The following is a 24,730-nucleotide window of genomic DNA, read 5'->3' on the forward strand; positions in this document are numbered from 1 at the left end:
AACCCGGAAGCTAAGCCTCACAGCGCCGATGGTACTGCAGGGGGGACCCTGTGGGAGAGTAGGACGCCGCCGAACAATCATTCAAGAAAAGCCCCATCCGGTCACCGGGTGGGGCTTCTCTGTTTTTGTGCTCCGGTGCCCGCCGTTCCGGTGCCTGCCGCGGCGACCGGATGTTCCACTGACGGTCCCTCGCTGACCTGCGGCACCGGAGCCGGGGACCGTACGCCCTCCCTTCCCGGGGAGCGCGTAGGGTCCCCGGTCGTTCGCGATCGGTGCCCCGCCGTGACCGCGGAGGGCGCGGGGATTACGCGCAGGCCTCCCACCTGGGAGATCATTCGTCCATGGACACCGAGATCGACACCGAGACCCTCGTACGCACCCGCCGCTCCCTGCACGCCGTGGCCGAACTGGTCCTGGCCGGGCCGCAGTACCGCACCGACGGCACGATCCGGCTGAAGGCGAGTGCGGGCGGCTTCGCCACGTCCGTCGGGGCGGAGCTGCGCGTGGTCGGGGCGGAGCTGGTGGCGCCGGGGCAGGTGCTGTCCCTCGAATGGACCACGTGCGCCGCGCTCGGGGCGGCCCTCGGACTGTCGGCCGGCGCACCCGCCGGGCTGTACGGGGACGGGGCGGGCCGGGCGGCCGACGACTCGATCGAGGTGGACCCGGCCGCCGCCCGCCGGCTGCTGGACGGCTTCGCGGTCGGCGACGCGGCACTGCGCGGGCTGTTCCCGGGGACGGAACCGGTCATCTGGCCCGAGCACTTCGACATCGGCGTGACCGTCGGCGACGTGAACTACGGCGTCTCGCTCGGCGACTCCTACCTCCCGTTGCCGTACGCGTACGTCGGCCCGCACACCGCGCGGGAGGGCGGCTTCTGGAACGCGCCGTTCGGTGCCGCCCGGCCGCTGGGTGCACTCGCGGGCGTCATGGGTGTGATGGCGTTCCTGGAGGAGGGGCGCCGCCTGGCCACCGGCGCCTGACGGGTCGGAGGGCTGGTGACCGAGGGCCGGTGACCCGCGGAGAGGGCTGTGATACCGCTCACGGCTCTTTTCCCCGGCGGTGATTTCACGCGCCCTGATTGCCCGAAATATCAGTTTCATGGCCCTGCCGATGGCGGATTGACACCGGATTGACGGACGGTCGGGCCGACCGTCCGTCAGTTCCCGGCACCGGCCGGGATTCGGCCCGTTTGACGTACGCGAAATGCGCCCAGTAGCTTTCGGAAAGTTTGTTTGAACTTTGCCAGCTCGGGGGCGTTGGCGATTCCCCGGGCATGTCGATTTACGGGGAGTTGTTTTGCGAATAAGCCGGAGACTGATAAGGCCGCTGGCGGCGGCACTGGCCGTTCCCGCCCTGGCCACGTTCTCGTCCTCGCCGGCGACGGCGGCGGAGCCGGCCAAGCCGTCCGCGGCGGAGGACTTCTCCTACCCGGGCGCCGCGAAGGTCCTGGCGGACCGGAACATCACGCTCAAGGCGGGCGACGGGCACATCGTGCTCGCCGACTGCGCGTCGGGTCCGGGCCTGGTGGAGCTGTACAGCCGGGCGGCCACGCCGAGCCAGGTCTGTTTCAGGATCACCGGGCCGACGGGGTACCTGTCGCTGGAGATCCCGCAGATCTACAACATCAAGGGCGACGACCACACGATCAAGGCCACGCTGAACACCGCGGGCACGGTCAGCAGCGTCGACGTCAACAAGAACGCCTGGACCCCGGTCGGCGAGGGCGGCACCAGCGGCTCGACCACGCTGCTGGAGCTCAACGCCACCGACGGCCCCGCCGCGACGCCCGCGGCCGGGTCCAACCCGGCGATCGGCACCGTCACGGTCGGGCAGCCCGGCCACCCGGGCTCGCGCTCCTGCACCGCCACGCTGATCGCCCCGCAGTGGGTGCTGTCGGCGGCCGGGTGCTTCACCGACAAGCCGGACGACCCGATCACCGTTCCGGCGGGCATCCCGAAGGCCCGGACCACGGTCACCATCGCCGGTCACGGGTACGACGTCTCCACGCTCGTGCCGCGGAGCGACCGCGACGTCATGATGATCCGTCTGGTCGAGCCCGCCAACGGCGTCACCCCGGTGGCCGTCGCGACGGCCGCGCCGGCCGCCGGCGAGGACCTGCAGGTGCTCGGTTTCGGCCGCACCAAGTCCGACTGGCTGCCGGCCCAGTCCCACAGCGCGACGCTGACGACCGGCGCCGTGGCCTCCTCCAGCGTGGACCTCACCGCCAAGACCGCGGCCGACACCGTCTGCAAGGGCGACGCCGGTGCCCCGGCGCTGCGTGCCAAGAACGGCGGCGTCGAGCTCGCCGCCGTCATCAGCCGGGCCTGGCAGGGCGGTTGCCTCGGTGAGACGGAGACCCGCCAGGGTGCCACCGAGACCCGGGTCGACGACATCGCCGGGTGGATCGCGGACACCCGCGACCACCGCTCGGCGACCGCGAACGAGGTCGGGGGCAGCGGTCGGCTGCGCTGGGCCGACTTCGACGGCGACGGCAAGCCCGACTACGTCACCATCGAGGACGACGGTTCGGTCAACGTGTGGCTCAACCGCGGCGGTGACGGGGCCGGCGGCTGGCAGTCGATCGGCAAGGTCGCCGGGGGCGTCACGACCGACCGCAGCCGGGTCCGTCTCGCGGACTTCGACGGGGACGGCAAGGCCGACTACTGGGTGATCAACCCCGACGGTTCGGTCAACGTGTGGCTCAACCGCGGCGGTGACGCGGCCGGTAGCGCCGGCTGGCTGCCCCTCGGCCGGGTGGCCACCGGTCTTACCACCGACCAGGACCAGGTGCGCTTCGCCGACTTCGACGGTGACGGCAAGGCCGACTACTGGCTGATCAAGCCCGACGGCTCCGTCACCGTCTTCCTCAACCGCGGCGGCGACCCGGCCGGTTCCGGCGGCTGGTACGGCCTCGGCCAGGTGGCCACGGGTGTCACGACCGACCGCAGCCGGGTCCGGCTGGCCGACTTCGACGGGGACGGCAAGGCCGACTACCACGTCATCAACCCGGACGGCTCCGTCTCCACGTGGCTCAACCGGGGCGGCGACGGCCACGGCGGCTGGCAGTACATCGGCCGGACCGCAACCGGCGTGACCACCGATCACACCAGCGTCCAGCTCGTCGACTTCACCGGCGACACCCACGCCGACTACCTCAGGACCGACCCGGCGGGCCACGTCACCGCCTACGCCAACAACGGCGGCGACCCGAGCGGCCCGGACGGCTGGACCGGCCTCGGCCAGATCGCCGGCGGGGCCTGACCAGCGGGGCCTGACCGACGGGGCCTGAGCAGCGGGACGTGACCAGGGGGTGGTGGCAGATGCCGCCGCCCCCTTCCTCTTGGCCGGAGGCTGGCTCCCCGGCGCGGGAAGCGGCTGCGGACGGCCCGGGCGGCGTCCGTGCCGTCGAGGAGGGTGGGCAGCGGGGCGGTGAGGGTCTCGACGTCCTCTGCCGTCAGGCGGGCGCCCGCCTCGCCCGGCCGGGCGGCCAGGGCGCGGCCGGCGTCCGTGAGGTGGATCAGGACGGCGCGCTCGTCCTGCTCGTGCGGGACGCGGCCGACGAGGTCGCGCCGGACCAGGGCGTCGACGAGTCGGCTGGGGCTGCCCTGTTCGCGGACCAGCAGGCGGCCCGGGGCGGCCAGGGCGACCGGCCGGGGGATGGCGAGCGGGATCCGGTAGAAGGGCGGCCGGGCCGGTCGGGGCGTGCGGGACGGCGCCGGGTGGTGCCGGCCGGGGTTCGGCAGTCGGGTCGTCGGCGGTGGTGGTCACGCCGTCCGGGGCGTCGGGGAGGCAGGGAGGCGGCGCCGCGGGCGGCGCCGGGCGGGATCCGGTAGCCGGGGTCCGCGGTGGTTCCCGGCGGCGACGGGACGTACGGCGCCCGGCCGGGCCACTATGGGAGGGGGCCGGTCGGCCGAATGGGGTAATCGTGATGGGCGTGGCACGGCAGGCGTCCCCCGAGGACGCGGGGACGGCGGCGGAGCCGGGCCTGGAGGCCGTCGGGCAGGTCCTGCGGTCGGCGCCGGAGCGGCTCGGCGCGCACCTCGGCGGGGTCTACCTGCTGTCGGAGGACCGGCAGGTGCTCGAACTGGCCATGACGCTGGGGGCCGTCCGGCAGTTCACCAGGCCGTGGCAGCACATCGGCATGACCGCGCCGATCCCGGTGGTCGACGCGGTGCGCGGCGGCCGGACGGTGTGGGTGGCCGGCGCGGAGGAGCTGGCGCGCCGGTACCCGAGGGTCGCGGTCGCGATGCCGTACGCGTTCTGCCTGGCCGCCGCGCCGCTCGTCGCGCGCGGGACGACGTACGGGGCCCTGTTCGTGCTGTGGCCCGCCGCGCACGCCCCCGAGCTGTCGCCCTGGGAGCGCGGCGCGCTCGACGCGCTCGCCGGACGCCTGGCCCAGGTAGTGGCGGAGGCCGCCGACGCCGGGCGGCCGGTCCGTCCGGGCCCGCGCCCGGCGGTGGCGGAGCGGCGTCCGGTCGAGCCGGTCGCGGCGATGGCGGCGCGGCTCCCGGAGGGCCTCTGCGCGCTGGACCTGGACGGCCGGCTGGCCGCCGTCACCCCGGCCGCCGCCGAGCTGCTCGGGGAGCCGGCCGAGCGGCTGCTGGGCCTGCGGCCGTGGGCGGTGCTGCCGTGGCTGCGCGATCCGGTGTACGAGTACCACTGCCGGGCGGCGGTGATCAGCGGGCAGTCGGCGGCGTTCGTCGCCGTCCGGCCGCCGGACCGCCGGCTGTCGTTCGAGCTGTTCCCGGACCCGACCGGCCTCACCGTCCGGATCGCCCCGGTCGCCCCCGTCGCCCCGCTCACCGCCGTCGCCGGCACCCGCCGGGAGCGGCCCGCGGGCACGGCGGCCGACCGGGCGGTGCAGGCCCGGCCCGGCGCGCTGTACCACCTGCTCCACCTGGCCAGCGCGCTGACCGAGGCGATCAGCGTGCAGGACGTCGTGGCCATGGTCGCCGAGCAGATCGTGCCGGCCTTCGGCGGCCGGGCGGTGGCGGTGCTGCTGGCCGAGGGCGGCCGGCTGCGCATCGCGGGCCACCGCGGTTACCCGCCCGGCCTGGTCGACCAGTTCGACGGCACCCCGCTGACCGAGCCGACGCCCGGCGTCCGGGCCTCCACCCACGCCGTGCCGGCCTACTTCGAGAGCCGCGCGGAGCTGGAGCGGCTCTACCCGGGCCGCCACGAGACGCAGGACGGGATGGCCGCGTGGGCCTACCTGCCGCTGGTGACCTCGCGCCGGCTGATCGGCACGTGCGTGCTCGCCTTCGCCGAGCCGCACCGCTTCGACCTGGAGGAGCGGGCCGTCCTCACCTCCCTCGGCGGGCTGATCGCCCAGGCGCTGGACCGCGCCCGGCTGTACGACACCAAGCTCGGCCTGGCCCACGGCCTCCAGGAGAGCCTGCTGCCCCGGGCACTGCCCGCCGTGCCGGGCCTGGACGTCCGCGCCCGCTACCTGCCCGCCACCGAGGGCATGGACGTCGGCGGCGACTTCTACGACCTCCTGCGGGTCGGGCCGGACGACGTCGCCGTCGTCATCGGCGACGTCCAGGGCCACAACGTCAACGCCGCCGCGCTCATGGGCCAGGTCCGCACCGCCGTGCGCGCCTTCGCGTCCGCCGACGCCGACCCGGGCACCGTGCTGTGCCGCACCAACCGCCTGCTGGCCGACCTGGACACGGCGCTGCTGGCCAGCTGCGCCTACCTGCGCGTCGACCTCGCCCGGCGCGAGGCCCGGCTGGCCGACGCCGGGCACCCGGCGCCGCTGCTGTACGGGCCGGACGGCCGGGCGGAGGTGCTGGAGCCGGACGTCGGGATGGTGCTGAACGTCGACCCGGCCGCCGAGTACCCGCAGATTTCCGTCCCCCTGCCGGTCGGCACCACGCTGGTCCTGTACACCGACGGCCTGGTCGACACCCCCGGGGCCGATCCCGACCGGGCGCTGGCCGGCCTCGTCGCGACGCTGGCCCGGCGCGGCGCAGAGCCGCTCGACCGGCTGGCCGACGCGCTGATCGACCGGGCCGGGCACGGAGAGCACCGCACCGACGACGTGGCGCTGCTGCTGGTCCGGTCCGTCCCGCGCTGAGCCCGTGCGCCGGCCCGCACGACGTTCCCGTCCGACGTTTCCGCCCGCGCCCGGGGCGGGATCATGGGGGTATGGCCGCGGACCAGGGCCCCACGCCCCGGCTGCCCCCGGGCCGACCGGGTGGCCGCCGGGAGCGGCGACACCCGAATCCGGTACCGCGGGAACCTCCGGCGCGGCGCCCGCGGTCGGTGCTGGGGATCCGCAGCGTCGCCGGCCAGATGTTCGTCCTCCAGGTGCTGATCGTCCTGCTGCTCGTGGTGGTGGCCGTCGTGGCGCTGCTGGTGCAGTCCCGCAGCGACCGGTTCGACGCGGCCCGTGACCGCTCGCTCGCCGCCGCCGAGAGCTTCGCCCACGGTCCGGGCCTGGTGGCGACGATGGAGGGGCCGAATCCCAGCGCCGTCCTCCAGCCGCTGACCGAGGCGGCCCGCAAGGCGGCCATGGTCGACTTCATCGTGGTCACCGACCGCAACGGCATCCGCTACACCCACCCCGAGCCGCAGCTGATCGGCAAGAAGTTCGTCGGCACCATCGGTCCTTCGCTGGAGGGCAAGGTCACCGTCGAGCAGGTGCACGGGCCGCTCGGCCAGGAGTACCAGGTCGTCGTGCCGGTCGAGGACTCCGGCGGCGCCGTCGTCGGGATCGTGTCCTCCGGGATGAAGGTCGCCAACGTCAGCAGCGCGATCGACCGCCAGCTGCCGGTCGTCCTCGGGGCCGGCGCCGTCGCGCTCGGCGTCGCCACGGGCGGGACGGCGCTGGTGGGGCGGCGGCTCCTGCGCCAGACCCACGGCCTGGGGCCGGAGGAGATGACGCGGATGTACGAGCACCACGACGCCGTGCTGCACGCGGTGCGCGAGGGCGTGGTGATCGTCAGCGGGGACGGCCGGATCCTGCTCGCCAACGACGAGGCGCGGCGGCTGCTCGACCTGCCCGCCGACGCGGAGGGGCGCGCCGTCACGGACCTCGGCCTCGCCGCGCGCACCGCCGAACTGCTGGTGTCCGGCCGCGAGGTGAGCGACGAGGTGCTCCCCGTCGGCGAGCGCCTGCTGGCCGTCAACACCCGGCCCACCGACAGCGGGGACGGCCCGGCCGGCAGCGTCACCACGCTGCGCGACTCCACCGAGCTGCGCGCCCTCGCGGGGCGGGCCGAGACCGCCCGCGGCCGGCTGCGGATGCTCTACGACGCGAGCGTCGCCATCGGCACGACGCTGGACGTGCGGCGCACCGCGGACGAACTCGCGGGGATGGCCGTCCGGGAGTTCTGCGATTTCGCGACCGTCGACCTCGCCGAGGCGGTCCTGAGCGGTGAGGAGCCGCGGACGCCGGCCGTCGGCGAGCCGGTCGAGCTGCGGCGGGTCTCGGTCGACGGGATCAGGGACGACTCGCCGCTGTACCCGCGGGGGGAGCTGGTCCGGTGGGCCGGGAGCACCCCGCAGGCGGAGGGTTTCGTCGGCGGGCGCTCCACGCTGGTGCCCGAGCTGGCGGCCGACGCGGGGTGGCGGCGGCAGGACACCGAACGCACCCAGGCGGTGCTGGAGTTCGGCCTGGGCTCGCTGATCGCGGTGCCGCTGACGGCGCGGGGCGTGCTGATGGGCGTCGCGTGCTTCTGGCGCGGCCGGGAGCGGGGTCCGTTCGAGGAGGACGACCTGTCGCTGGCCGAGGAGCTGACCGCCCGGGCCGCCGTGTCGGTCGACAACGCCCGCCGTTTCACGCGCGAGCACACGATGGCCGTCACGCTCCAGCACAGCCTGCTGCCGCGGGCCCTGCCCGAGCAGAGCGCCGTCGACGTCGCCCACCGCTACCTGCCGGCCCAGGCGGGGGTCGGCGGGGACTGGTTCGACGTGATCCCGCTGCCGGGCGCCCGGGTCGCGCTGGTCGTCGGCGACGTGGTCGGCCACGGCCTGCACGCCGCCGCGACCATGGGCCGGCTGCGCACCGCCGTCCAGAACTTCTCCACCCTCGACCTGCCGCCGGACGAACTCCTCGGGCACCTGGACGAGCTGGTCACCCACATCGACCAGGAGACGGCGGATTCCGACGGGGAGCACGCGATCACCGGCGCGACGTGCCTCTACTGCATCTACGACCCGACGACCGGGATCTGCGCCCTGGCCCGGGCCGGGCACCCGCCGCCCGCGCTCGTCCACCCGGACGGGACCGTGGAGCTGCCGGTGCTGCCGGCCGGTCCGCCGCTCGGTCTGGGCGGAATGCCGTTCGAGGCCGCGGAGTTGCGGCTGGCGGAGGGCAGCAGCCTGGTGCTCTACACCGACGGCCTCATCGAGGACCGCACCCGCGACGTCGGGGTCGGCCTGGACCTCCTCACCGAGACCCTCGGCCGTCCGGGCCGCTCGCCCCAGGAGGTCTGCACCGCCGTGCTCGACGTCCTGCTGCCCGCGCGGCAGAGCGACGACATCGCGCTCCTCGTCGCCCGCACCCGGGTGCTGGCGCCGGAGCGGATCGCCGGGTGGGAGGTCAGCGCCGAGTTCGAGGCGGTGGCGGAGGTCCGCGCCGAGGCCGTCCGGCGGCTCGGCGACTGGGGCCTGGACGAGGCCGGGTTCGTCACCGAGCTGGTGCTCAGCGAGCTGGTGACGAACGCCATCCGCTACGGGAGCGGACCGATCCGGGTGCGGCTGCTGTACGACCGCACGCTGATCTGCGAGGTCTCCGACACCGGCAGCACCTCCCCGCACCTGCGCTACGCGGCCGACGAGGACGAGGGCGGGCGCGGCCTGTACCTGGTGGCCCGGCTCACGGACCGCTGGGGCGTGCGCTACACCGCCGAGGGCAAGATCATCTGGGCCGAGCAGTTCCTGCAATCCGATCGCCAAGGCCAGGAAAAGCCCTGGTAAAGTTCGTGGCCGTGCCGCGGCGGAGGAGCCGTGGCGAGGCGCGAACGGGGGGATCGCAGCCCATGGCTGACGAGATGGTCCGGCTGGCTCAGAGGTTCGTCAACACGACCTACAACAACGGTGCCACGCTTGGGATTTCGAAGCTGGACGAGGACGGCCGCACCGGCTGGACGGTGATGTACGCGCTGACCCGCGCGCTCCAGTACGAGATGGGCATCACCTCCCTCTCGAACTCCTTCGGCCCGACCACGCTGTCGACGCTGCAGGCCAAGTACCCGAAGCTGGACGAGACGACCGTCCCGTCCGCGAACTTCTGCCGGATCCTGCAGGCCGCCCTGTACTGCAAGGGCTACGACGGCGGCGAGATCGACGGCACGTACAACGGCCGGGTCAGGGCGGCGGTCGCCAAGCTCAAGCTCCACATGGGCCTCGACGGGGTGTTCCCTGGCAGCTCGCTCGAACCCAAGGTCGTCAAGGGCCTGCTCACCATGGACGCGTACGTCACCGTCGGCGACGGGACGGACGGCATCCGGGCCATCCAGCGCTGGCTGAACGGCCGTTACGTCAACCGCAGGGACTTCTTCGTGATCCCCTGCGACGGGCACCACTCGCGGGACGTCGCCAAGTCGATGCTCTTCGCGATTCAGTACGAGATCGGCATGGCCGACGGCACCGCCAACGGCGCGTTCGGGCCCGGCACCCAGGCGGGGCTCAAGAGCCACACCGTCTCGGCCGGCGCCACCGGCACCTGGCCGATGCTGTTCACGGCGGCGATGGTCCTCAACCGGCGGGACGTCGCGTTCGGCGACTTCACGGCCGCCGTGAAGAGCGGGGTCGAGGCGTTCCAGTCCTTCGTCAAGCTGCCGGTCACCGGCGTCGGCGACTTCCAGACCTGGGCCTCGCTGCTCGTCTCCTACGGCGACCAGAGCCGGCGCGGCAGCGCCTGCGACGGCGTCACCAAGATCACCCCGGCCCGCGCGCAGGCCCTCAAGGACGCCGGCTACCAGTACGTCGGCCGGTACCTGTCCAACCCGTCGACCACCAGCCTGCCGGAGAAGCAGATCCAGCCCGGCGAGCTGGACACCATCAGGCAGTACGGGCTGCGCTGCTTCCCGATCTACCAGACGTGGAGCCGGTCGGCCGACTACTTCAGCTACAACCAGGGCACCAGCGACGCGTTCCGCGCGATCGAGTGGGCGCGCTTCCACGGCTTCAAGGCCGGCACGACGATCTACTTCGCGGTCGACTACGACGCCATGGACGGCGAGGTCGGCAGCTATGTCATCCCGCACTTCCGCGGCGTGCACCACACCGTGAGCGAGAACTCGTCCTACCAGGTCGGCGTCTACGGGCCGCGCAACGTGTGCCAGCGGGTGGCCGACGCGGGCTTCGCCCGGACCAGCTTCGTCTCCGACATGTCCAGCGGCTTCTCCGGCAACCTCGGCTACCCGATGCCGAGCAACTGGGCGTTCGACCAGATCGCCACCGTCACGGTGGGCAGCGGCGCGTCGGCCATCGAGATCGACACCGACATCGCCTCCGGCCGGGACACCGGCCAGGGCGACTTCGACCCCGGCGCCGGCACCGTCGCCGGGCTCGACACCGACCTCGACAAGACCGCCTACCGCGACGCCATGCTGCGCGACGTGCAGGGCTACCTCACCTCGATCGGCGTGCCGGAGACCGGCGGCGACGGCTGGACGGACAAGGACTGGGCCACCCTCGGCGGCGTCTCCACCACCAAGGCCTTCGACCTCGTGCTCAGCGCCGACTGGCTGTTCACCGCGCTCGCCCGCGAGTTCAAGCTGCGCAAGGCGCTGATCCAGGCCCCCGTGCTGTGGGAGCTGCGCAAGCTCAACGCGCTCGACGTGGCCGCCGACGCCGCCGTCCGCAACGGCCTCAAGGACGACTGCAGCACCGGCTGGGGCCAGATCTTCGCCCGGATCGCCATCGAGGCCCGCAACCACTGCCTGAGCGAGGGCCTGATCAACGGGACGAAGCTCACCGAGGCCAACCTGCGGGAGGTCTGGGACAACCTCCAGGACCCGGCCTACAACATCCGCTCGGTCACCTACCTGACGATCTACAACTCCCGCCAGCTCGGCATCGCCCGGCCCGGACTGACCACCGGCCAGGCCGACACCCAGGCGCTGCTCGCCCGCTACAACGGCCTCGGCGACGCGGCGCAGCAGTACGGCCGCGAGCTGATCGGGCTGTACAACGTGCTGGAGAACTACAACCTGCTGTCGCGCAGCAAGTGAGCCCGGGGCACGAGCACATGCGCACGTACTCGCCGGCCGCCGCCGCCCTGAACCTGCTGCTGGGGCTGCCCGCCGTCGTGCCGGTCTGGCTGCTCTGGTACTTCGCCGCCAACTGGCCGCTCGCCGCCCTGGGTTGGACCACGCGGGAGCCGACTGAGAACGACGGCGTCCTGCCGATGCTGCTGGTCCTGGTCCCGGTGGTGGGGATGTTCACGCTGCTGTGGTGGCTCGCCAACCGGGCCGTGCGGCGGCGGACGGCCCCGGGCTCGGGCCGGGCGTACTGGCCGGTCAGCGCGCTGCTGCTGCTCGTGCCCACGCTCGTGCTGATCGTCGTTCTGTAGCAGACGGCGTACCGGAAGACGGAAGACATAGGGGGACACAAGGAAATGGAAGACGTGCAGATCGGATTCACGCGGCGGGCCGCGGTCAAGGGTGCCGCCGTCGTCGGCGCGGCCACGGCCCTGGGCGCGCTGCTCCCCGGCACCGCCTCGGCGGCGCCGTCGAAGGGGACGGCCGAGCCGGGCGTCCCGGCGAAGAAGCTCCCGACCAGTGCCAACGGCTGGACGATCGAGAAGGAGGCGAACCACGTCTCCACGGTCTGGACCCGCCCGGTGGCCGGCACGGGCCTCACCGTCGACATCCGGATCGGTGACGCGGAGGAGATCCTCGTCCACGTGATCCGGCGCTTCCACTACGAGGTGGAGGAGCTCCCGAGCGGCGACCTGCTCGGCTGGCAGGCGATCGGCGGCCTGCGCGCGGGCGCCGCGGAGTCGAACCTCGCCTCCGGCACCGCCGTGCGCATCCGCCCCGGCGCCTCGGCGAAGGGCGGGCTCTTCGCCCACCAGGAGCTGGTGCTGCGGGACATCCTCGCCGAGTGCGAGGGCGTCGTGCGCTGGGGCGGGGATGACGCCGAGGTGGACGAGTCGCTGTTCTACCTCGTCCCCGGCCCGGAGGACCGCCGGGTGCGGCAGTTGGCCGACCGCCTGCGCGGCTGGGGCGCCCGTCCCGGCGAGGGTGCGGGCACCCCGGTGGACGTGCTCGCCCCGGCCCGCCGCACAGATCCCCACCGGCTCGCCCCGGCGCACCCCGCGTCAGGTCGGGCCCGCCACCCGGCCCGCGGCGGGCGCGCGCCGGGGCGGGGGGGCGCGGGCGGCCGCGCCCTGGGTGGTCGGGGTGGGCCGCGGCGCCGCGCGTCCGTGAGGGGTCACCAGAACTGCTGGTTGGTCCATCCGTTGCAGTCCCACAGCTGGACTTTCATCCCGTTGTGGTAGCCGCCGGATATGTCCGCGTCGAGGCACTTGTTGTTGTAGGCGCTCTTGATCGTGTAGCCGTCGATGATCCAGGTCTCGTTCGGGGCGGTCCAGGTGTGGCAGGGCTGGAGGAGCACCGGCATCCCGTTGTAGCTCCCGTGGCTGATGTCGGCGCTCATGCAGTAGTTGTTGCGGTCGTTGAAGATGTGGTCCTTCAGCGTGTACCAGAACTGGTTGCGCCAGCCGTTGCAGTCCCAGAGCTGGACCTTCATCCCCGGGACGTGGTCGCCGTTGGCGACGTCCCCGTCCATGCACTTGCCGTTGACGTAGAAGGGCGCGTGGTCGCGGTCCTCCTTCATCTGCTGGATCCAGTTGGAGAACGCGGCGACCCGGGTGTAGGTGCCGGGGTAGCCGGCCTGGTCGCAGCCGTTGTTGCCGCCGCCGGAGATGATCCCGATGACCCAGCCGTTGCGGATCAGCGGACCGCCGCTGTCGCCGTTGCAGGCGTCGTGCTTGGCGTCGCCGGCGCAGATCATCTGGCCGACCCGGTACATGCCGCCGTAGGGGCGGGTGCAGGCCGAGTCCGGCAGGATCGGGACCATCGACGAGCGGAGCCGCTCCCGGGGGTCGCCGTGGCTGTCGACGTTCTCCAGTGACCAGCCGAGGATCAGGCCCTGCCCGCTGAGGGTCTCGTCGGCCGGGATGTGCGCGAACGGGATCGTCGGCACGCCGACCATCGAGTTCTGCAGCGTCACCACGGCGACGTCGCCCTGGTGGATGTCGTACGTCTTCCAGGGACCGGTCTCCTGGTCGGGGTAGAACTGGGGGCTGATGTCGATCCGGGCGATGCGGTAGGCGGTGCCGCCCTGGAGGATGTTCGTCTGCCCCTGCACGACCGCGGAGTGGTCGATCTTGCTCTGGTACTCCCGGCCGCAGTGCCCGGCCGTCAGGACCTTGTCCGGCGCGATCAGGACGCCGCCGCAGCTGTAGCTGAAGAGCGGGTACTTGCTGGTGTCCTGGAAGTGGACCATCCACGGGTACTGCCCCGTCGTGGCCGGTCCGCCGCCGGTGACCGCCGTCGCGGGGGTCGCGATCCCGGCGAAGGCCAGCGTCAGCAGCATCGAGACGGCGACCACTGCTGCCCGGAGTGCCCTCCGTGCGAGGGAGTTCGATGCTTTCGTCCTGGTGATCACCGGCAGTACCCCCCGGAGTACTCGGACGCCGGGAAGACCGGCGCCAGGGACTTGACCTTCACGCACTTGTGGTCGCTGTCGGCGTTCCACGCCACCCGGGAGATGTTCCCGGCGACCATGGCGCCGATCAGGTTGAACGGCGGCGGGGCGAACGCGAACATGGCCGCGGTGAAGCCCGCGTCGGAGGCCATGTGCGAGGTCTCGTTGCGGTTGAAGTACACCGTGCCGGTGATCCAGCCCCAGGTGTAGTGCGGGTCGGCCACGACCGGGAACGCGGCGCCGCGGGTGTCGACGTGCTGGGTGACGGTGCCACCGTCGACCGTGTAACTGGTCGGCAGTGCACGGCCGTTGGCGTCGTACGCCCACGGCGCGCTGATCCGGCTGTCGGCCCGGCCGGTCGTCCGGTCGACCAGCAGGACGCCGCCGAGCGGATCGGCGACCAGCCGGCCGTCGAAGCCGTCGACGGTGAAGCTCACGTCGGTCGCGGCGCGCGCGGTGCGGAGCACGAAGACGTGCGAGACGGCGGTGGTGTCGGTGATGACGGCGCTGTCGGTGTCCGGCAGCGCGTCGGGCGACACCGCCACCTGCGAACGGACCTGCGAGGCCGCGCCCTTGGCGCCCTTCAGTGCGATCCGGGCGGGCGCCTGCGACTGCTCGGCCGCCGCCTCGGCCCTGGCCGAAGCGTGCCCGGTGGCGGGCAACAGGCCCTGGACGTGCCCGAGTTCGGCGAGCACTCGCTGCGTGGCCGGCGTCGCCGCGCCGGCCGGCTGGGCCAGCGCGAGGCCCGCGAGTCCGACCACGCCGGCGACACCCGCCGCCAGCGCGGACTTGATGCGTTTCACGATTCCCCCTGGTCTTCCTGGCTCTCCTGGACTTCCTGGTCTTCCTGGTCCTCGGTGTGCGGTGCTGCCCCGGACGCCACGGGCACGGCGGGTGCCGCAGGTCTTGCGGGCCCGAGGGGTCCTTGGGATCCTTCGCGTACCGCCGGGTACCGGCATCCGGGCGGACACGAGTCTTGGCCCGGCGGGGTCGGCGGTCCATGGCGTAACCCCTGCGTTCGGCCTGCGTTCCCCGCGCCACGCCCTGGCATGGAACATGCCATAGTTGGCGGCGGCATCTCGGCGGGGGCGATGGGGGTTGTCGTGCGTTTCGGGGACATGGTGCGCGAATACCGGCTGCGCCTCGGGTGGACCCAGGAGGGCCTCGCCGAACGGTCGGGCGTCTCCACGCACGCGATCGGCATGCTGGAGGCGGGCCGGCGCAACCCCCGGCTGAAGTCGGTCGCCGCGCTCGCCGACGCGCTGGGGCTGGCCGACGGCGACCGGGCCGAACTGATCGCCGCGGCCCGTGCGGAGCCGGCCCGTGCGGAGCCGGCCGGGCCCCGGACGGACGCCGGTGCCAACGCCGGTGCCAACGCCGGTGCCAACGCCGAGACCGGCGCGCCACGCTCGGAAGCCGTCCGGGCTCCCGCTCAACTCCCGGCGGACCTACCGGACTTCACCAGCCGCACGGCAGCGCTGGAAGCCGTCCGGCACGCGCTCGGCCGCGACGGCACCGCCGGGCGGACCCCGGTGCTCGTGGTCACCGGCCCCGGCGGGATCGGCAAGACCAGCCTCGCCGTGCACGCCGCACACGCGCACCGGGACCGCTACCCCGACGGCCAGCTGTTCGCCAGCCTGCGCGGCGCCGACCAGGCGCCCGTACCCGCCGCCGAGGTCGCCGCGCGCCTCCTGCGGGCGCTCGGCGTGAGCCCCACCGACGTCCCCCCGGCACTCGACGAACGCGCCGCCCTCTACCGGAGCCTGCTGACCGGCCGACGCGTCCTGATCGTGCTCGACGACGTGCTCGACGGCGCCCAGATCCGGCCCGTGCTCCCGGCCAGCAGCGGCTGCGCGGTGCTGCTCACCAGCCGCAGCCGGCTGCCCGAACTCGACTGCGTGGAGCGGATCGAGCTCGCCGCGTTCACTGACACCGAGGCCAGGGACCTGCTCGGCCGCATCGCCGACCCCGCCGTGCTGTCCTCGGAGCCGGACGCGACCACCGAACTGCTCGCCCACTGCGCCGGCCTGCCGCTCGCGCTGCGCATCACGGGCAGCCGGCTCGTCACCGAACCCGGCCGCACGGTGCGGATGCTGGCCGAGCGGCTCGCCGACGCGCGCGGACGGCTGGACGAACTCCGGGTCGGCGACCGCGCGGTGCGGGTCAGCTTCGAGGCCAGCTACGCCCACCTCGCCCCCGACCAGGCCGCCGCGTTCCGGCTGCTGGCCCTGGTGCCCGGCCGGTCGGTCGGGGTGCCGGCCGCCGCCGCGCTGCTGGACCGCGACCCGGCGCCCAGCGAACGGCTCCTCGCCGAACTGACCGCCCACCACCTGCTCCAGGCGCCCGAGTCCGGCCGCTACGGCTTCCACGACCTCATCCGGCTCTACGCCCAGGAGCGCGCCCGCAATGAGGACGCCCCGGCCGGGCGCCTCGCCGCCGAACGGCGCCTCGCGCTCTGGTACCTGCACGCCTCCCGCCGGGCCGGGATGCTCCTCGTGCCGCACGCCCGCCTCGCCCCCGCCGCACCGCCCCCGCCCGGCCTGCCGCAGCCGGACTTCGACGGCGCCGAGGCGGCCATGGCCTGGTACGAGACCGAACGCGCCAACCTCGTCGACCTCGTGCGGCACGCCGCCGGCCGGGACGACGACCCGCTGTGCTGGCAACTCGCCCACAGCCTCTGGCCGTTCTTCACCCTGCGCAAGTACTGGGGGGACTGGAACAACGCCACCGGGCTCGCCCTCGACCACGCCCGCCGCTCGGCGGACCGCACCGGCGAGGCCCTCATGCTCGTCCAGGCCGGCACCCTCGCCCACGCCCAGGGCGACTACCGCGAGGCCATCTCCCGCTACCGGCACGCCGACGGCCTCCTCGGCGACGGCGACCCGGAGGCCACCGCCATGATCGAGGCCAACCTGGGCGTCAGCCACCGCCAGCTCCAGGACTACGAGACGGCCATCGGCCACCTCACCCGTGCCGCCGACGCCTTCCGCACCGCCGGCGACCGCTACGGCGAGGCCGTCTGCCTCCTCAACCTGATCCCCGCCTACCGCGTCCTCGGCCGGTACGACCCCGCACTCGTCAACTGCCGCCTCGCGCTGGCCGCCTTCCAGGCGCTCGGCTCCCGCTACGGCGAGGGCCACGCCCTGCACGTCACCGCCCAAGTCCTCCAGGACACCGGCGACTTCGCGAGGGCCCTGGACCTGGCCGGGCAGGCCGTGGCGATCCGCGAGGACATCGGCGACCGCGACGGCACCGCGTCCGCGCTGGAACAGCTCGGCATCATCCGCCGGCACCTCGGCCAGGCCGCGGCCGCCGCCGAGGCGTGGCGCCGCAGCCTCGCCCTCTACGAGGAACTCGGCTCCCCGAAGGCCGAGAACGTCCGGCGGCTGCTGGCGAAGGGCTGAGCGGGCGGTTCGTGCGGTGGGCCGGCGGGCGGGCGGGCCGGTGGGCGGACCGTCCGGGCCCGGTGCCCGGGCGGTCCGCCGCGTCCGCCGCGTCCGTCGCGTCCGTCGACCGGCCGCGTCCGCCGACCCGCCGTTCGCTAACCCGCCGCCGTCGTCTGGCGGACGGCGGCGGCCGGACCGCCGTGGCCCTCGGGCAGGGCCCGGAGGATCGCCTCCACGCTCTGCCGGGCGTCGCCGAACAGCATGCCGGTGTTCTCCCGGAAGAACAGCGGGTTCTGCACGCCGGCGTAGCCGGAGGCCATCGACCGCTTGAAGACGATCACCTGCTCCGCCTCCCACACCCGCAGCACGGGCATGCCGGCGATCGGGCTGGACGGATCGTCGGTGGCGGCCGGGTTGACGGTGTCGTTGGCGCCGATGACGAGGACGACCGAGGTCGCGGCGAGGTCGTCGTTGATCTCGTCCATCTCCAGGACGATGTCGTACGGCACCTTCGCCTCGGCCAGCAGGACGTTCATGTGCCCGGGCAGACGGCCCGCCACCGGGTGCACGCCGAACCGCACCCCGATCCCGCGCTCGCGCAGCCGCCGGGTCAGCTCCGCCACCGGGTGCTGCGCCTGGGCCACCGCCATGCCGTAGCCGGGTGTGATGACCACGGACCGGGCCGCGGCGAGCAGCCCGGCGGCCTCCTCCGCGCGGATCTCGCGGTGCTCGCCCTGCTCCTGCGCGGAGCCCGACGGAGCCTCGATGCCGAACCCGCCCGCGATGACCGACAGGAACGAGCGGTTCATGGCCTTGCACATGATGTACGACAGGTAGGCGCCGGAGGACCCGACCAGGGCCCCGGTGACGATCAGCAGGTCGTTGTCGAGCAGGAACCCGGCCGCCGCCGCTGCCCAGCCCGAGTAGCTGTTCAGCATGGAGACGACGACGGGCATGTCGCCGCCGCCGATCGAGGCGACCAGGTGCCAGCCCAGGGCGAGCGCCAGGACGGTGACCGCGATCATGAGGCCGAGACCCGGGCTGGCCGTGAACCAGGCCGTCAGCACCGCGAACGCGGCCAGCGCGCCCACGTTGAGCGCGTTCTTGCCCGGCAGCACCAGCGGGCGCGAGGCGATCCTGGCGGACAGCTTCAGGAAGGCCACGATCGAGCCGGTGAACGTGACCGCGCCGATGAACACGCCGATGAAGACCTCGGCGTGGTGGATGCCCAGCAGGTCCCCGGCCACCCGGGTCTGGGCGGACCCGTGGGACTCGACCTCCAGGTAGCCGTTCCAGCCGACCAGGACGGCGGCGAGGCCGACGAAGCTGTGCAGCACGGCGATGAGCTCGGGCATCTGCGTCATCTCGACCCGCCGCGCCCGCCACAGGCCCGCCGCCCCGCCGAGCACCATCGCGAGGACGATCAGCGCGACCGCGCCGGCGGAGACGTCCCGCGCCGCCAGCACGACGGTGGCGACCAGGGCGAGGGCCATGCCGGCGATGCCGTAGACGACGCCGGCCCGCGAGGTCCGGTGCTGGGACAGCCCGGCCAGGCTGAGGACGAACAGCAGCGCGGCGACCAGGTCCGCGGCGTGGGAGGCCGTCGTGGAAGTCATCGGACTCAACGCCTTTCGGAGGACGGCTGGGACGACGGGGACGACGCGGACGGCTGGGACGGCTGGGAGGTGGGGGAGATCGAGAACATCGACAGCATGCGGCGGGTGACGGCGAAGCCGCCGAAGACGTTCACGCTCGTCAGCAGGACCGCCACGAAGGACAGCGCCGTCACGAGCCGGCTCTCGTGCCCGATCTGGAGCAGGGCACCGATCACCACGATCCCGGAGATCGCGTTCGTCACCGACATCAGTGGGGTGTGCAGGGCGTGGTGGACCTTGCCGATGACGTAGTAGCCGATGACCACGGCAAGTGCGAACACCGTGAAGTTCCGGGCCAGTTGGGCCGGCGCGTAGGCGATCAGGAGGAAGGTCGCCAGCATCCCGAGGCCGATCAGCCCGAAGCGCAGCGGCGGGGTGAGCCGGGACGGCTTCGGGCCGATCTGCGCGGCAGCCGCTTGGCCGGTGGCAGCGGCGGTGGTGGCTGTGCCGGCGGTGGCGGCCGACACGGCCACGGGCGGCGGCGGCCAGGTGACCTCGCCGGCCCGGACGACCGTCACCGCCCGCTGCACCACGTCGTCGAAGTCGACGGCCAGCCGCCCGTCCCCGCCCGGCGTCAGCAGCTTCAGCAGGTTCACCAGGTTGGTGCCGAACAGCTGCGAGGCCTGGGCGGGCAGCCGGGCCGTCAGGTCGGTGTAGCCGATGATGGTGACCCCGTTGTCGGTGACCACGGCGCGTCCGGGCACGGTGCCCTCGACGTTGCCGCCCTGCGCCGCGGCCATGTCGACGATGACGCTGCCCGGCCGCATCGCCGCGACGTTCTCGGCCGTGAGCAGCCGCGGCGCAGGCCTGCCGGGGATCAGCGCGGTCGTGACGACGATGTCCACGTCCCGCGCCTGCTCGTGGTAGAGCGCGGCGGCGGCCCGGTCGTACTCGGCCGACGTCGCCCTGGCGTAGCCGTCCGAGCCCGCCTCCTGGGCCACCTCCACGGCCAGGTACTCGCCGCCCAACGACCGGACCTGGTCGGCGACTTCGGGCCGCGGATCGGTCGCCCGGACGATCGCGCCGAGGCTGGACGCCGCACCGATCGCGGCCAGCCCGGCCACACCGGCGCCCGCCACCAGGACCTTGGCCGGCGGCACCTTGCCCGCGGCGGTGACCTGCCCGGTGAAGAACCGCCCGAACACGTGGGCCGCCTCGATCACCGCCCGGTACCCGGCGATGTTGGCCATCGAGCTGAGCACGTCCATCGACTGCGCCCGGGAGATCCGCGGGACCGCGTCCAGCGCCAGCGCGGTGACGCCGCGTGCCGACAGCGCCTTCAGCAGTTCGGGGCGCTGCGCCGGTGCGAGCAGGGCGACGAGGGTCGCGTCCTCACCCAACCGGGCGATCTCGTCGCCCGACGGCGGGTTGACCTTCAGGACGACCTCGGCCGCCCAGGCGTCGCCGATGCGCGCGCCGGCCTCGGCGTACGCCGCGTCGGTGAAGCCGGAGGCCGTCCCGGCCCCCGACTCGACGACGACCTCGTAGCCGAGCCCGAGCAACTGCCGCACCGTCGGTGGCGTCGCCGCGACGCGGGTCTCCCCGACGCTCGACTCGGCGACCACACCGACGCGCTGGGGTGGATGGTGGTGGACCGGCACCTGTGCAGACATGTCTGGTACCTCTCTTCGCCGGAGGCGCTGCGGACCGGAGCAACTGCGATCGAGGGGGAGTCGGGATCCCCGCCCGGTGGTCGCTGGAACGTACACCTACCCACCCTGCGGGCCCATGGAGCGAACCAGTGACGATCCTCACCCTCCGGAGCAGCGCGGCTCCGGGCGGTGGCGGTGGTGACAGGACGGTCGGCAGTGGACACGATGGGTGCCAACCGGAGACGGCGGGGGCTTCAGGATGGGAGGGGTACCGGTGTTCACGACTCGACCGACCTTGCAGGGGACGTTCGGGATGGTCTCGTCGACGCACTGGCTGGCGTCGGCGGCCGGCCAGGCGGTGCTGGAGGACGGCGGGAACGCGTTCGACGCGGCCGTGGCCGCCGCGTTCACGCTGCACGTCGTCGAACCGCACCTGAACGGGCCCGCGGGCGAGGTGCCGATCATCCTCGCGCCCGCGGACGGGCCGGTGCGGGTGCTGTGCGGGCAGGGGCCCGCGCCCGCCGGGGCGGGCATCGGGCACTACCGCTCGCTCGGCCTGTCCCTCGTCCCGGGGACGGGACCGCTGGCGGCCGCCGTGCCCGGGGCGTTCGACGCCTGGCTGCTCCTGCTGCGCGACCACGGCACCAAGCGGCTGGCGGAGGTCCTGCGGTTCGCCATCGGGTACGCCGAGCACGGGCACCCGGCGGTCGAGCGGATCGGGGCGACCGTCGAGACCGTCCGGGAGCTCTTCGAACGGGAGTGGACGAGCTCGGCGGAGCTCTACCTGCCCGGCGGGCACGCGCCGCGCCCCGGCGCGCTGCTCACCAACCCGCCGCTCGCCGCGACCTGGCGGCGCCTGGTCGCCGAGGCCGAGGCCGCCGGGAGCGGGCGCGAGGCACAGATCGACGCGGCGCGCCGGGTCTGGCGGGAGGGCTTCATCGCCGAGGCACTGGCCGGCTTCGCGGCCCGTCCCGCGCTGGACACCTCCGGAGAGCGCCACGCGGGCACCCTGACCGGCGACGACCTCGCGGCCTTCGAAGCGCACTACGAGGAGCCGGTCACGCACACCTGGAACGGGTGGACGGTCGCCAAGCCGGGACCGTGGAGCCAGGGCCCGGTGTTCCTCCAGCAACTCGCCCTGCTGCCGGACGACTTCGGGACGCTGGACGGGGCCGAGTACGTCCACACACTCGTGGAGGGCACCAAGCTCGCCATGGCCGACCGCGAGGCCTGGTACGGCGACGCGTTCGGCGACGCCGCCGAGGTGCCGCTCAAGGCGCTCCTGTCGCCCGGGTACAACGACGACCGCCGTGCCCTGATCGGCGGCCGGGCGTCCTACGACCTGCGGCCCGGCAGCCCCGAGGGCCGTGCGCCCAGGCTCGCCGAGTACGCCCCCGCCGAGGCGGCGCCCGGCTCCGGCGAGCCCACCGTCGCCAGGGACGGCGGCACCCGCGGCGACACCTGCCACGTGGACGTCGTGGACCGCTGGGGCAACCTCGTCTCCGCCACCCCGAGCGGCGGCTGGCTCCAGTCCAACCCCGTCGTCCCGGGACTCGGCTTCCCGCTCGGCACCCGCCTCCAGATGGCCGCCCTCACCCCCGGACTGCCCAACTCCCTCACCCCCGGCCGCCGTCCGCGCACCACCCTCTCGCCGTCCCTCGCCCTGCGCGGCGACCGGCCCGTCCTCGCTTTCGGCACACCGGGCGGCGACCAGCAGGACCAGTGGAGCCTGCACTTCCTCCTCGCCCTCGCCCTGCGCCCGCCGATGCGCGGCGGGCTCGACCTCCAGGGCGCGATCGACGAGCCGAACTGGCACACCGAGAGCTTCCCGAGCTCCTTCTATCCGCGCGCCGGCCGGCCCGGCAGCCTCTTCGTCGAGTCCCGCCTCGGCCCGGACGTCATCGAGGGCCTGCGCCGGCGCGGCCACGACGTCACCGTCGGGGGCCCGTGGTCGGAGGGCCGCCTGTGCGCCGTCGCCCGCGACCCCGAGACCGGCGTCCTGTCGGCGGCCGCCAACCCGCGCGGCATGCAGGGCTACGCCGTGGGCAGGTGACGCCCACCCGAGGGACGTTCCAGGGGAGTTCCAGACGTTCCAGGGGCGATATCGGGGTGATCACCGCTGCTGCGCGCTGAACTCGACGGGGACCGGCGATGACCTGCCCTGCGTCCAGGCGCTCGTCAGCGCCGGGCCCGGCGGCCGAGGACCGGGCCGTCCGCCGGAGCCGGGCAGGTCACGGGCCGGCGCCGGGGCGGGCGGGCAGGGCGGTGCCGGGCGTCAGGCGGAAGCGTTCCGGTCCGGTGACCGGGCGGCGGTCGGCCGGGGCCGTGCCGTCGCGGCGCTCCAGCCAGGCCCGCAGGCGGTCCCGGGCACTGCGGTCGCGTGCGGCGTCGGCGGTGGCCGGGGGCGTGCTGGTGGTCTCGCGCAGCAGGACGCGGGCGGGGCGGGTCGTGCCGTCGCCGGGGACGGTGTCGAGGACGGTGAAGGTGGTGCCGGGGGAGAAGACGACCTGCGGTACCTCGCCGTCGGCGGCGAACACGGCCGTCCGGCGCCCGGTTGTCGACCACACGGCGAACTCCACCGGCGTGCCGAGGTCGGCCGCGGGTGAGGAGACGCCGGTGACCGGCGCCGGCTCGACGAGGACCAGTCCCGGAGGGTAGGCGTCGAGGATCTCGGGCGGGACGTCGGCGCCGAGCAGCACCGCGCCGTGGTGGCTCGGCAGGCGGCGCAGGCCCGACGCCAGGCAGGCGAGGTAGGGCGCGAGCGGGCCGGGCGCGCCGCTGCGGGCCCCGGCGACCAGCGCGGCCGGGCCGGCGGGCACGTCGGCGCCCTCGTGGTGCAGCAGCACGGCGACCAGGTCGGGCTTGAGGTCGTCCCGGCCGGTCGAGCGCAGGCCCGGCAGGCGGGTGACGGCCGGTTCGACCCGGCCGGCGCCGCGCTGGTAGTGGTCGCCGAGGAGCGAGCGGAAGGCGTCCCGGTCGGCGGCGCTGCTCACGGGGGCGAGCGGCGGGACGTCGGCGGGGGTGAAGTAGCGGGCCGTGAGGGCGATCGGCTGGGCGGGTGCTTCGGGCTGCTCCGGCACCTCTGCGGCCTCTGCCACCTTGGGCGTCCCTGCCACCTCGGGCGCCTCTGCCACCTCCGGCTCCGCGGGCTCCTCCGGCTCCGGGGCCACGGGCGGTTCAGGCGTCGGGGCTGCGGCGGGCTCGGTGGGGGCGGCGGGTTCGGTGGAGGCGGTGGGCCGTTCGGCCGGGCGCTCGGTGGCGGGAGACCCGGCCGGAGCGGTGGCGCTCGCCGTCGCCTCCGCCGTCAATGGGCTCGCGGCGGTGGCCGGCCGGATCGCGTGCGTCGCGGGACTGCTGTTGGCTAGTCCGGCGGGCGGGGCGGCCGGGGGAGCGAGCTCCGGATCGGCGGGTGTGACCCGTCCCGTCACGAACCCCTCGTTCCGGTGCGCCGGCAGGGCGAAGCGTTCCGGAACGTTCGGCGCGCTCGGGGTACCCGGCCTGCTCGGCCCGCTCGGCGTGCCGAGGCCGCCGCCCACCGCGTACGTCGTGGGGAGAGCCGGAGCCGGGAGACCGTTCTGCGTGCGGGCGGGCGGGTTGAGCCACACCAGGCCGTGCATCCGTGCGAAGAACCGGGCGCTGCTCTCGGACGCCGTGTCGACCAGGCCGTGCAGCAGCAGCCCGAAACCCCGTGCGCCGTCACCGGGCAACTGGTCCAGCAGGGCGGACAGTTGCTCCCACACGTCGTGCGGGATCAGTCGGGCCTGCTCGCCTACCACGAGCAGCGGGCGGGCCGGGTCCGGGCGCAGGAAGCGTGGCGCCCACGCGTACGGCGGCTCGGGGCGCAGCCAGAGCCCGGCCGGCACGGCCTCCAGGCACCAGAACGGGAAGGCGCGGAACAGTCCGGGGCCGACGGTGTCCCACCCGGCGCCGCCGTTGCGCCAGGCGGTGCTGACGGTGTCGTGACGGCTGCCGGAGGTCAGCCGGATCAGGTACGGCTCCCAGGTGGTGGCGCCGCGGTGGTCGAGCACCCGGGTGGTGAACGCGCCGTCGCCCGCGACCGGGAGGCCGACCGCGGCGTGCACGGGCCGGCCGAGCCGCTCGGCGAGCGTGCCGGACAGGGCGGCGAGCGCCCCCGGGTCCGCCCACGGCGCGCTCACGAGGAGCTGGTCGGAGCCGGTCGGCAGGGACAGCGCGGCGTCGGCGAACTCCTCGGGGGTCAGGACGGGTTGGGTGGGCGTGCCGACGAGCAGCGGCGTCGTGCCGGGCGGTGTCGCGAGCTGCTCCAGGAACGGCATCCCGGCCTCCGGGCGGGCCGTCGCGTGGCTGAGCCAGAAGCCGTTGGCGAGGCGCTGGACGACGACCGAGGCGGGCAGCGTGGTCGGGCGCGCCGCGGCGACCGTACGGGTGGGGACGGGGGTGGGGACGGGGA

At 74.1% G+C, this 24,730-nt stretch carries 14 protein-coding genes, 1 rRNA gene and 1 pseudogene; 10 read left to right on the forward strand and 6 right to left on the reverse strand.

All coding sequences use genetic code 11. The annotated features are described in order from the left end of the window. The 3 genes from rrf to ACFV4F_RS36355 form a co-directional block, all read left to right on the forward strand. A 5S ribosomal RNA gene (gene rrf / locus ACFV4F_RS36345) occupies positions 1 to 75 on the forward strand; the annotation flags it as partial. 266 nt (positions 76 to 341) lie between these two features. Next, entirely contained in the window at positions 342 to 980 is a 639-nt protein-coding gene (locus tag ACFV4F_RS36350) for a hypothetical protein (RefSeq protein WP_380509189.1), read from the forward strand. 316 nt (positions 981 to 1,296) lie between these two features. Next, positions 1,297 to 3,261, forward strand: a complete 1,965-nt coding sequence (locus ACFV4F_RS36355; protein ID WP_380509192.1) for an FG-GAP-like repeat-containing protein — start codon at positions 1,297 to 1,299, stop codon at positions 3,259 to 3,261. Here the strand turns inward: ACFV4F_RS36355 and ACFV4F_RS36360 are convergent. Then, positions 3,186 to 3,743 carry a winged helix DNA-binding protein gene (locus ACFV4F_RS36360; protein ID WP_380509216.1) on the reverse strand — a complete coding sequence of 186 codons (558 nt, stop codon included), beginning with the start codon at positions 3,741 to 3,743 and terminating at the stop codon, positions 3,186 to 3,188. The two genes, ACFV4F_RS36355 and ACFV4F_RS36360, sit on opposite strands and share 76 nt — an antisense overlap. A 185-nt stretch (positions 3,744 to 3,928) precedes the next feature. Here ACFV4F_RS36360 and ACFV4F_RS36365 point away from each other — a divergent pair, with 185 nt between their 5' ends. The 5 genes from ACFV4F_RS36365 to ACFV4F_RS36385 all read left to right on the forward strand — a co-directional run bounded on the left by ACFV4F_RS36365 (position 3,929) and on the right by ACFV4F_RS36385 (position 12,457). Next, a complete protein-coding gene (locus tag ACFV4F_RS36365; RefSeq protein ID WP_380441518.1) occupies positions 3,929 to 6,079 on the forward strand; it encodes a SpoIIE family protein phosphatase in 2,151 nt (716 codons plus the stop codon). A 218-nt stretch (positions 6,080 to 6,297) separates the two neighbouring features. Beyond that, positions 6,298 to 8,925 (forward strand): SpoIIE family protein phosphatase, encoded by a 2,628-nt coding sequence (locus tag ACFV4F_RS36370; protein ID WP_380509219.1) that lies wholly within the window; start codon positions 6,298 to 6,300, stop codon positions 8,923 to 8,925. Positions 8,926 to 8,987: 62 nt separating this feature from the next. Continuing rightward, entirely contained in the window at positions 8,988 to 11,186 is a 2,199-nt protein-coding gene (locus ACFV4F_RS36375) for a glycoside hydrolase domain-containing protein (RefSeq protein ID WP_380509194.1), read from the forward strand. Positions 11,187 to 11,203: 17 nt separating this feature from the next. After that, positions 11,204 to 11,527 carry a hypothetical protein gene (locus ACFV4F_RS36380; RefSeq protein ID WP_380509197.1) on the forward strand — a complete coding sequence of 108 codons (324 nt, stop codon included), beginning with the start codon at positions 11,204 to 11,206 and terminating at the stop codon, positions 11,525 to 11,527. A gap of 54 nt (positions 11,528 to 11,581) precedes the next feature. Further along, positions 11,582 to 12,457, forward strand: coding sequence for a hypothetical protein (locus tag ACFV4F_RS36385; RefSeq protein ID WP_380509200.1), 876 nt, complete (start codon positions 11,582 to 11,584; stop codon positions 12,455 to 12,457). On the opposite strand, the gene ACFV4F_RS36390 is transcribed toward ACFV4F_RS36385, so the two are convergent. Continuing rightward, positions 12,391 to 13,557, reverse strand: a complete 1,167-nt coding sequence (locus ACFV4F_RS36390; protein WP_380441510.1) for a trypsin-like serine protease — start codon at positions 13,555 to 13,557, stop codon at positions 12,391 to 12,393. The genes ACFV4F_RS36385 and ACFV4F_RS36390 overlap by 67 nt on opposite strands. Positions 13,558 to 13,625: 68 nt before the next feature. Then, positions 13,626 to 14,471, reverse strand: coding sequence for a hypothetical protein (locus tag ACFV4F_RS36395; RefSeq protein ID WP_380509203.1), 846 nt, complete (start codon positions 14,469 to 14,471; stop codon positions 13,626 to 13,628). Between the two features lie 300 nt (positions 14,472 to 14,771). Here ACFV4F_RS36395 and ACFV4F_RS36400 point away from each other — a divergent pair, with 300 nt between their 5' ends. Next, positions 14,772 to 17,072 carry an ATP-binding protein gene (locus ACFV4F_RS36400; protein ID WP_380509206.1) on the forward strand — a complete coding sequence of 767 codons (2,301 nt, stop codon included), beginning with the start codon at positions 14,772 to 14,774 and terminating at the stop codon, positions 17,070 to 17,072. Positions 17,073 to 17,209: 137 nt separating this feature from the next. Here the strand turns inward: ACFV4F_RS36400 and pntB are convergent, their stop codons facing one another. Both pntB and ACFV4F_RS36410 read right to left on the reverse strand, forming a co-directional pair. After that, positions 17,210 to 18,670 (reverse strand): Re/Si-specific NAD(P)(+) transhydrogenase subunit beta, encoded by a 1,461-nt coding sequence (gene pntB, locus ACFV4F_RS36405; protein WP_380509208.1) that lies wholly within the window; start codon positions 18,668 to 18,670, stop codon positions 17,210 to 17,212. A 5-nt stretch (positions 18,671 to 18,675) separates the two neighbouring features. Then, positions 18,676 to 20,322, reverse strand: coding sequence for a Re/Si-specific NAD(P)(+) transhydrogenase subunit alpha (locus ACFV4F_RS36410; RefSeq protein WP_380509210.1), 1,647 nt, complete (start codon positions 20,320 to 20,322; stop codon positions 18,676 to 18,678). Between the two features lie 253 nt (positions 20,323 to 20,575). On the opposite strand from ACFV4F_RS36410, the gene ACFV4F_RS36415 reads away from it, so the two are divergent. Further along, positions 20,576 to 22,354 (forward strand): gamma-glutamyltransferase family protein, encoded by a 1,779-nt coding sequence (locus ACFV4F_RS36415; RefSeq protein ID WP_380509213.1) that lies wholly within the window; start codon positions 20,576 to 20,578, stop codon positions 22,352 to 22,354. A gap of 178 nt (positions 22,355 to 22,532) precedes the next feature. Here ACFV4F_RS36415 and ACFV4F_RS36420 read toward each other — a convergent pair. Beyond that, positions 22,533 to 24,730: pseudogene (locus ACFV4F_RS36420) on the reverse strand (hypothetical protein); the annotation flags it as partial.

The organism is Kitasatospora sp. NPDC059722, from assembly GCF_042733235.1.
Classification (GTDB): Bacteria; Actinomycetota; Actinomycetes; order Streptomycetales; family Streptomycetaceae; genus Kitasatospora.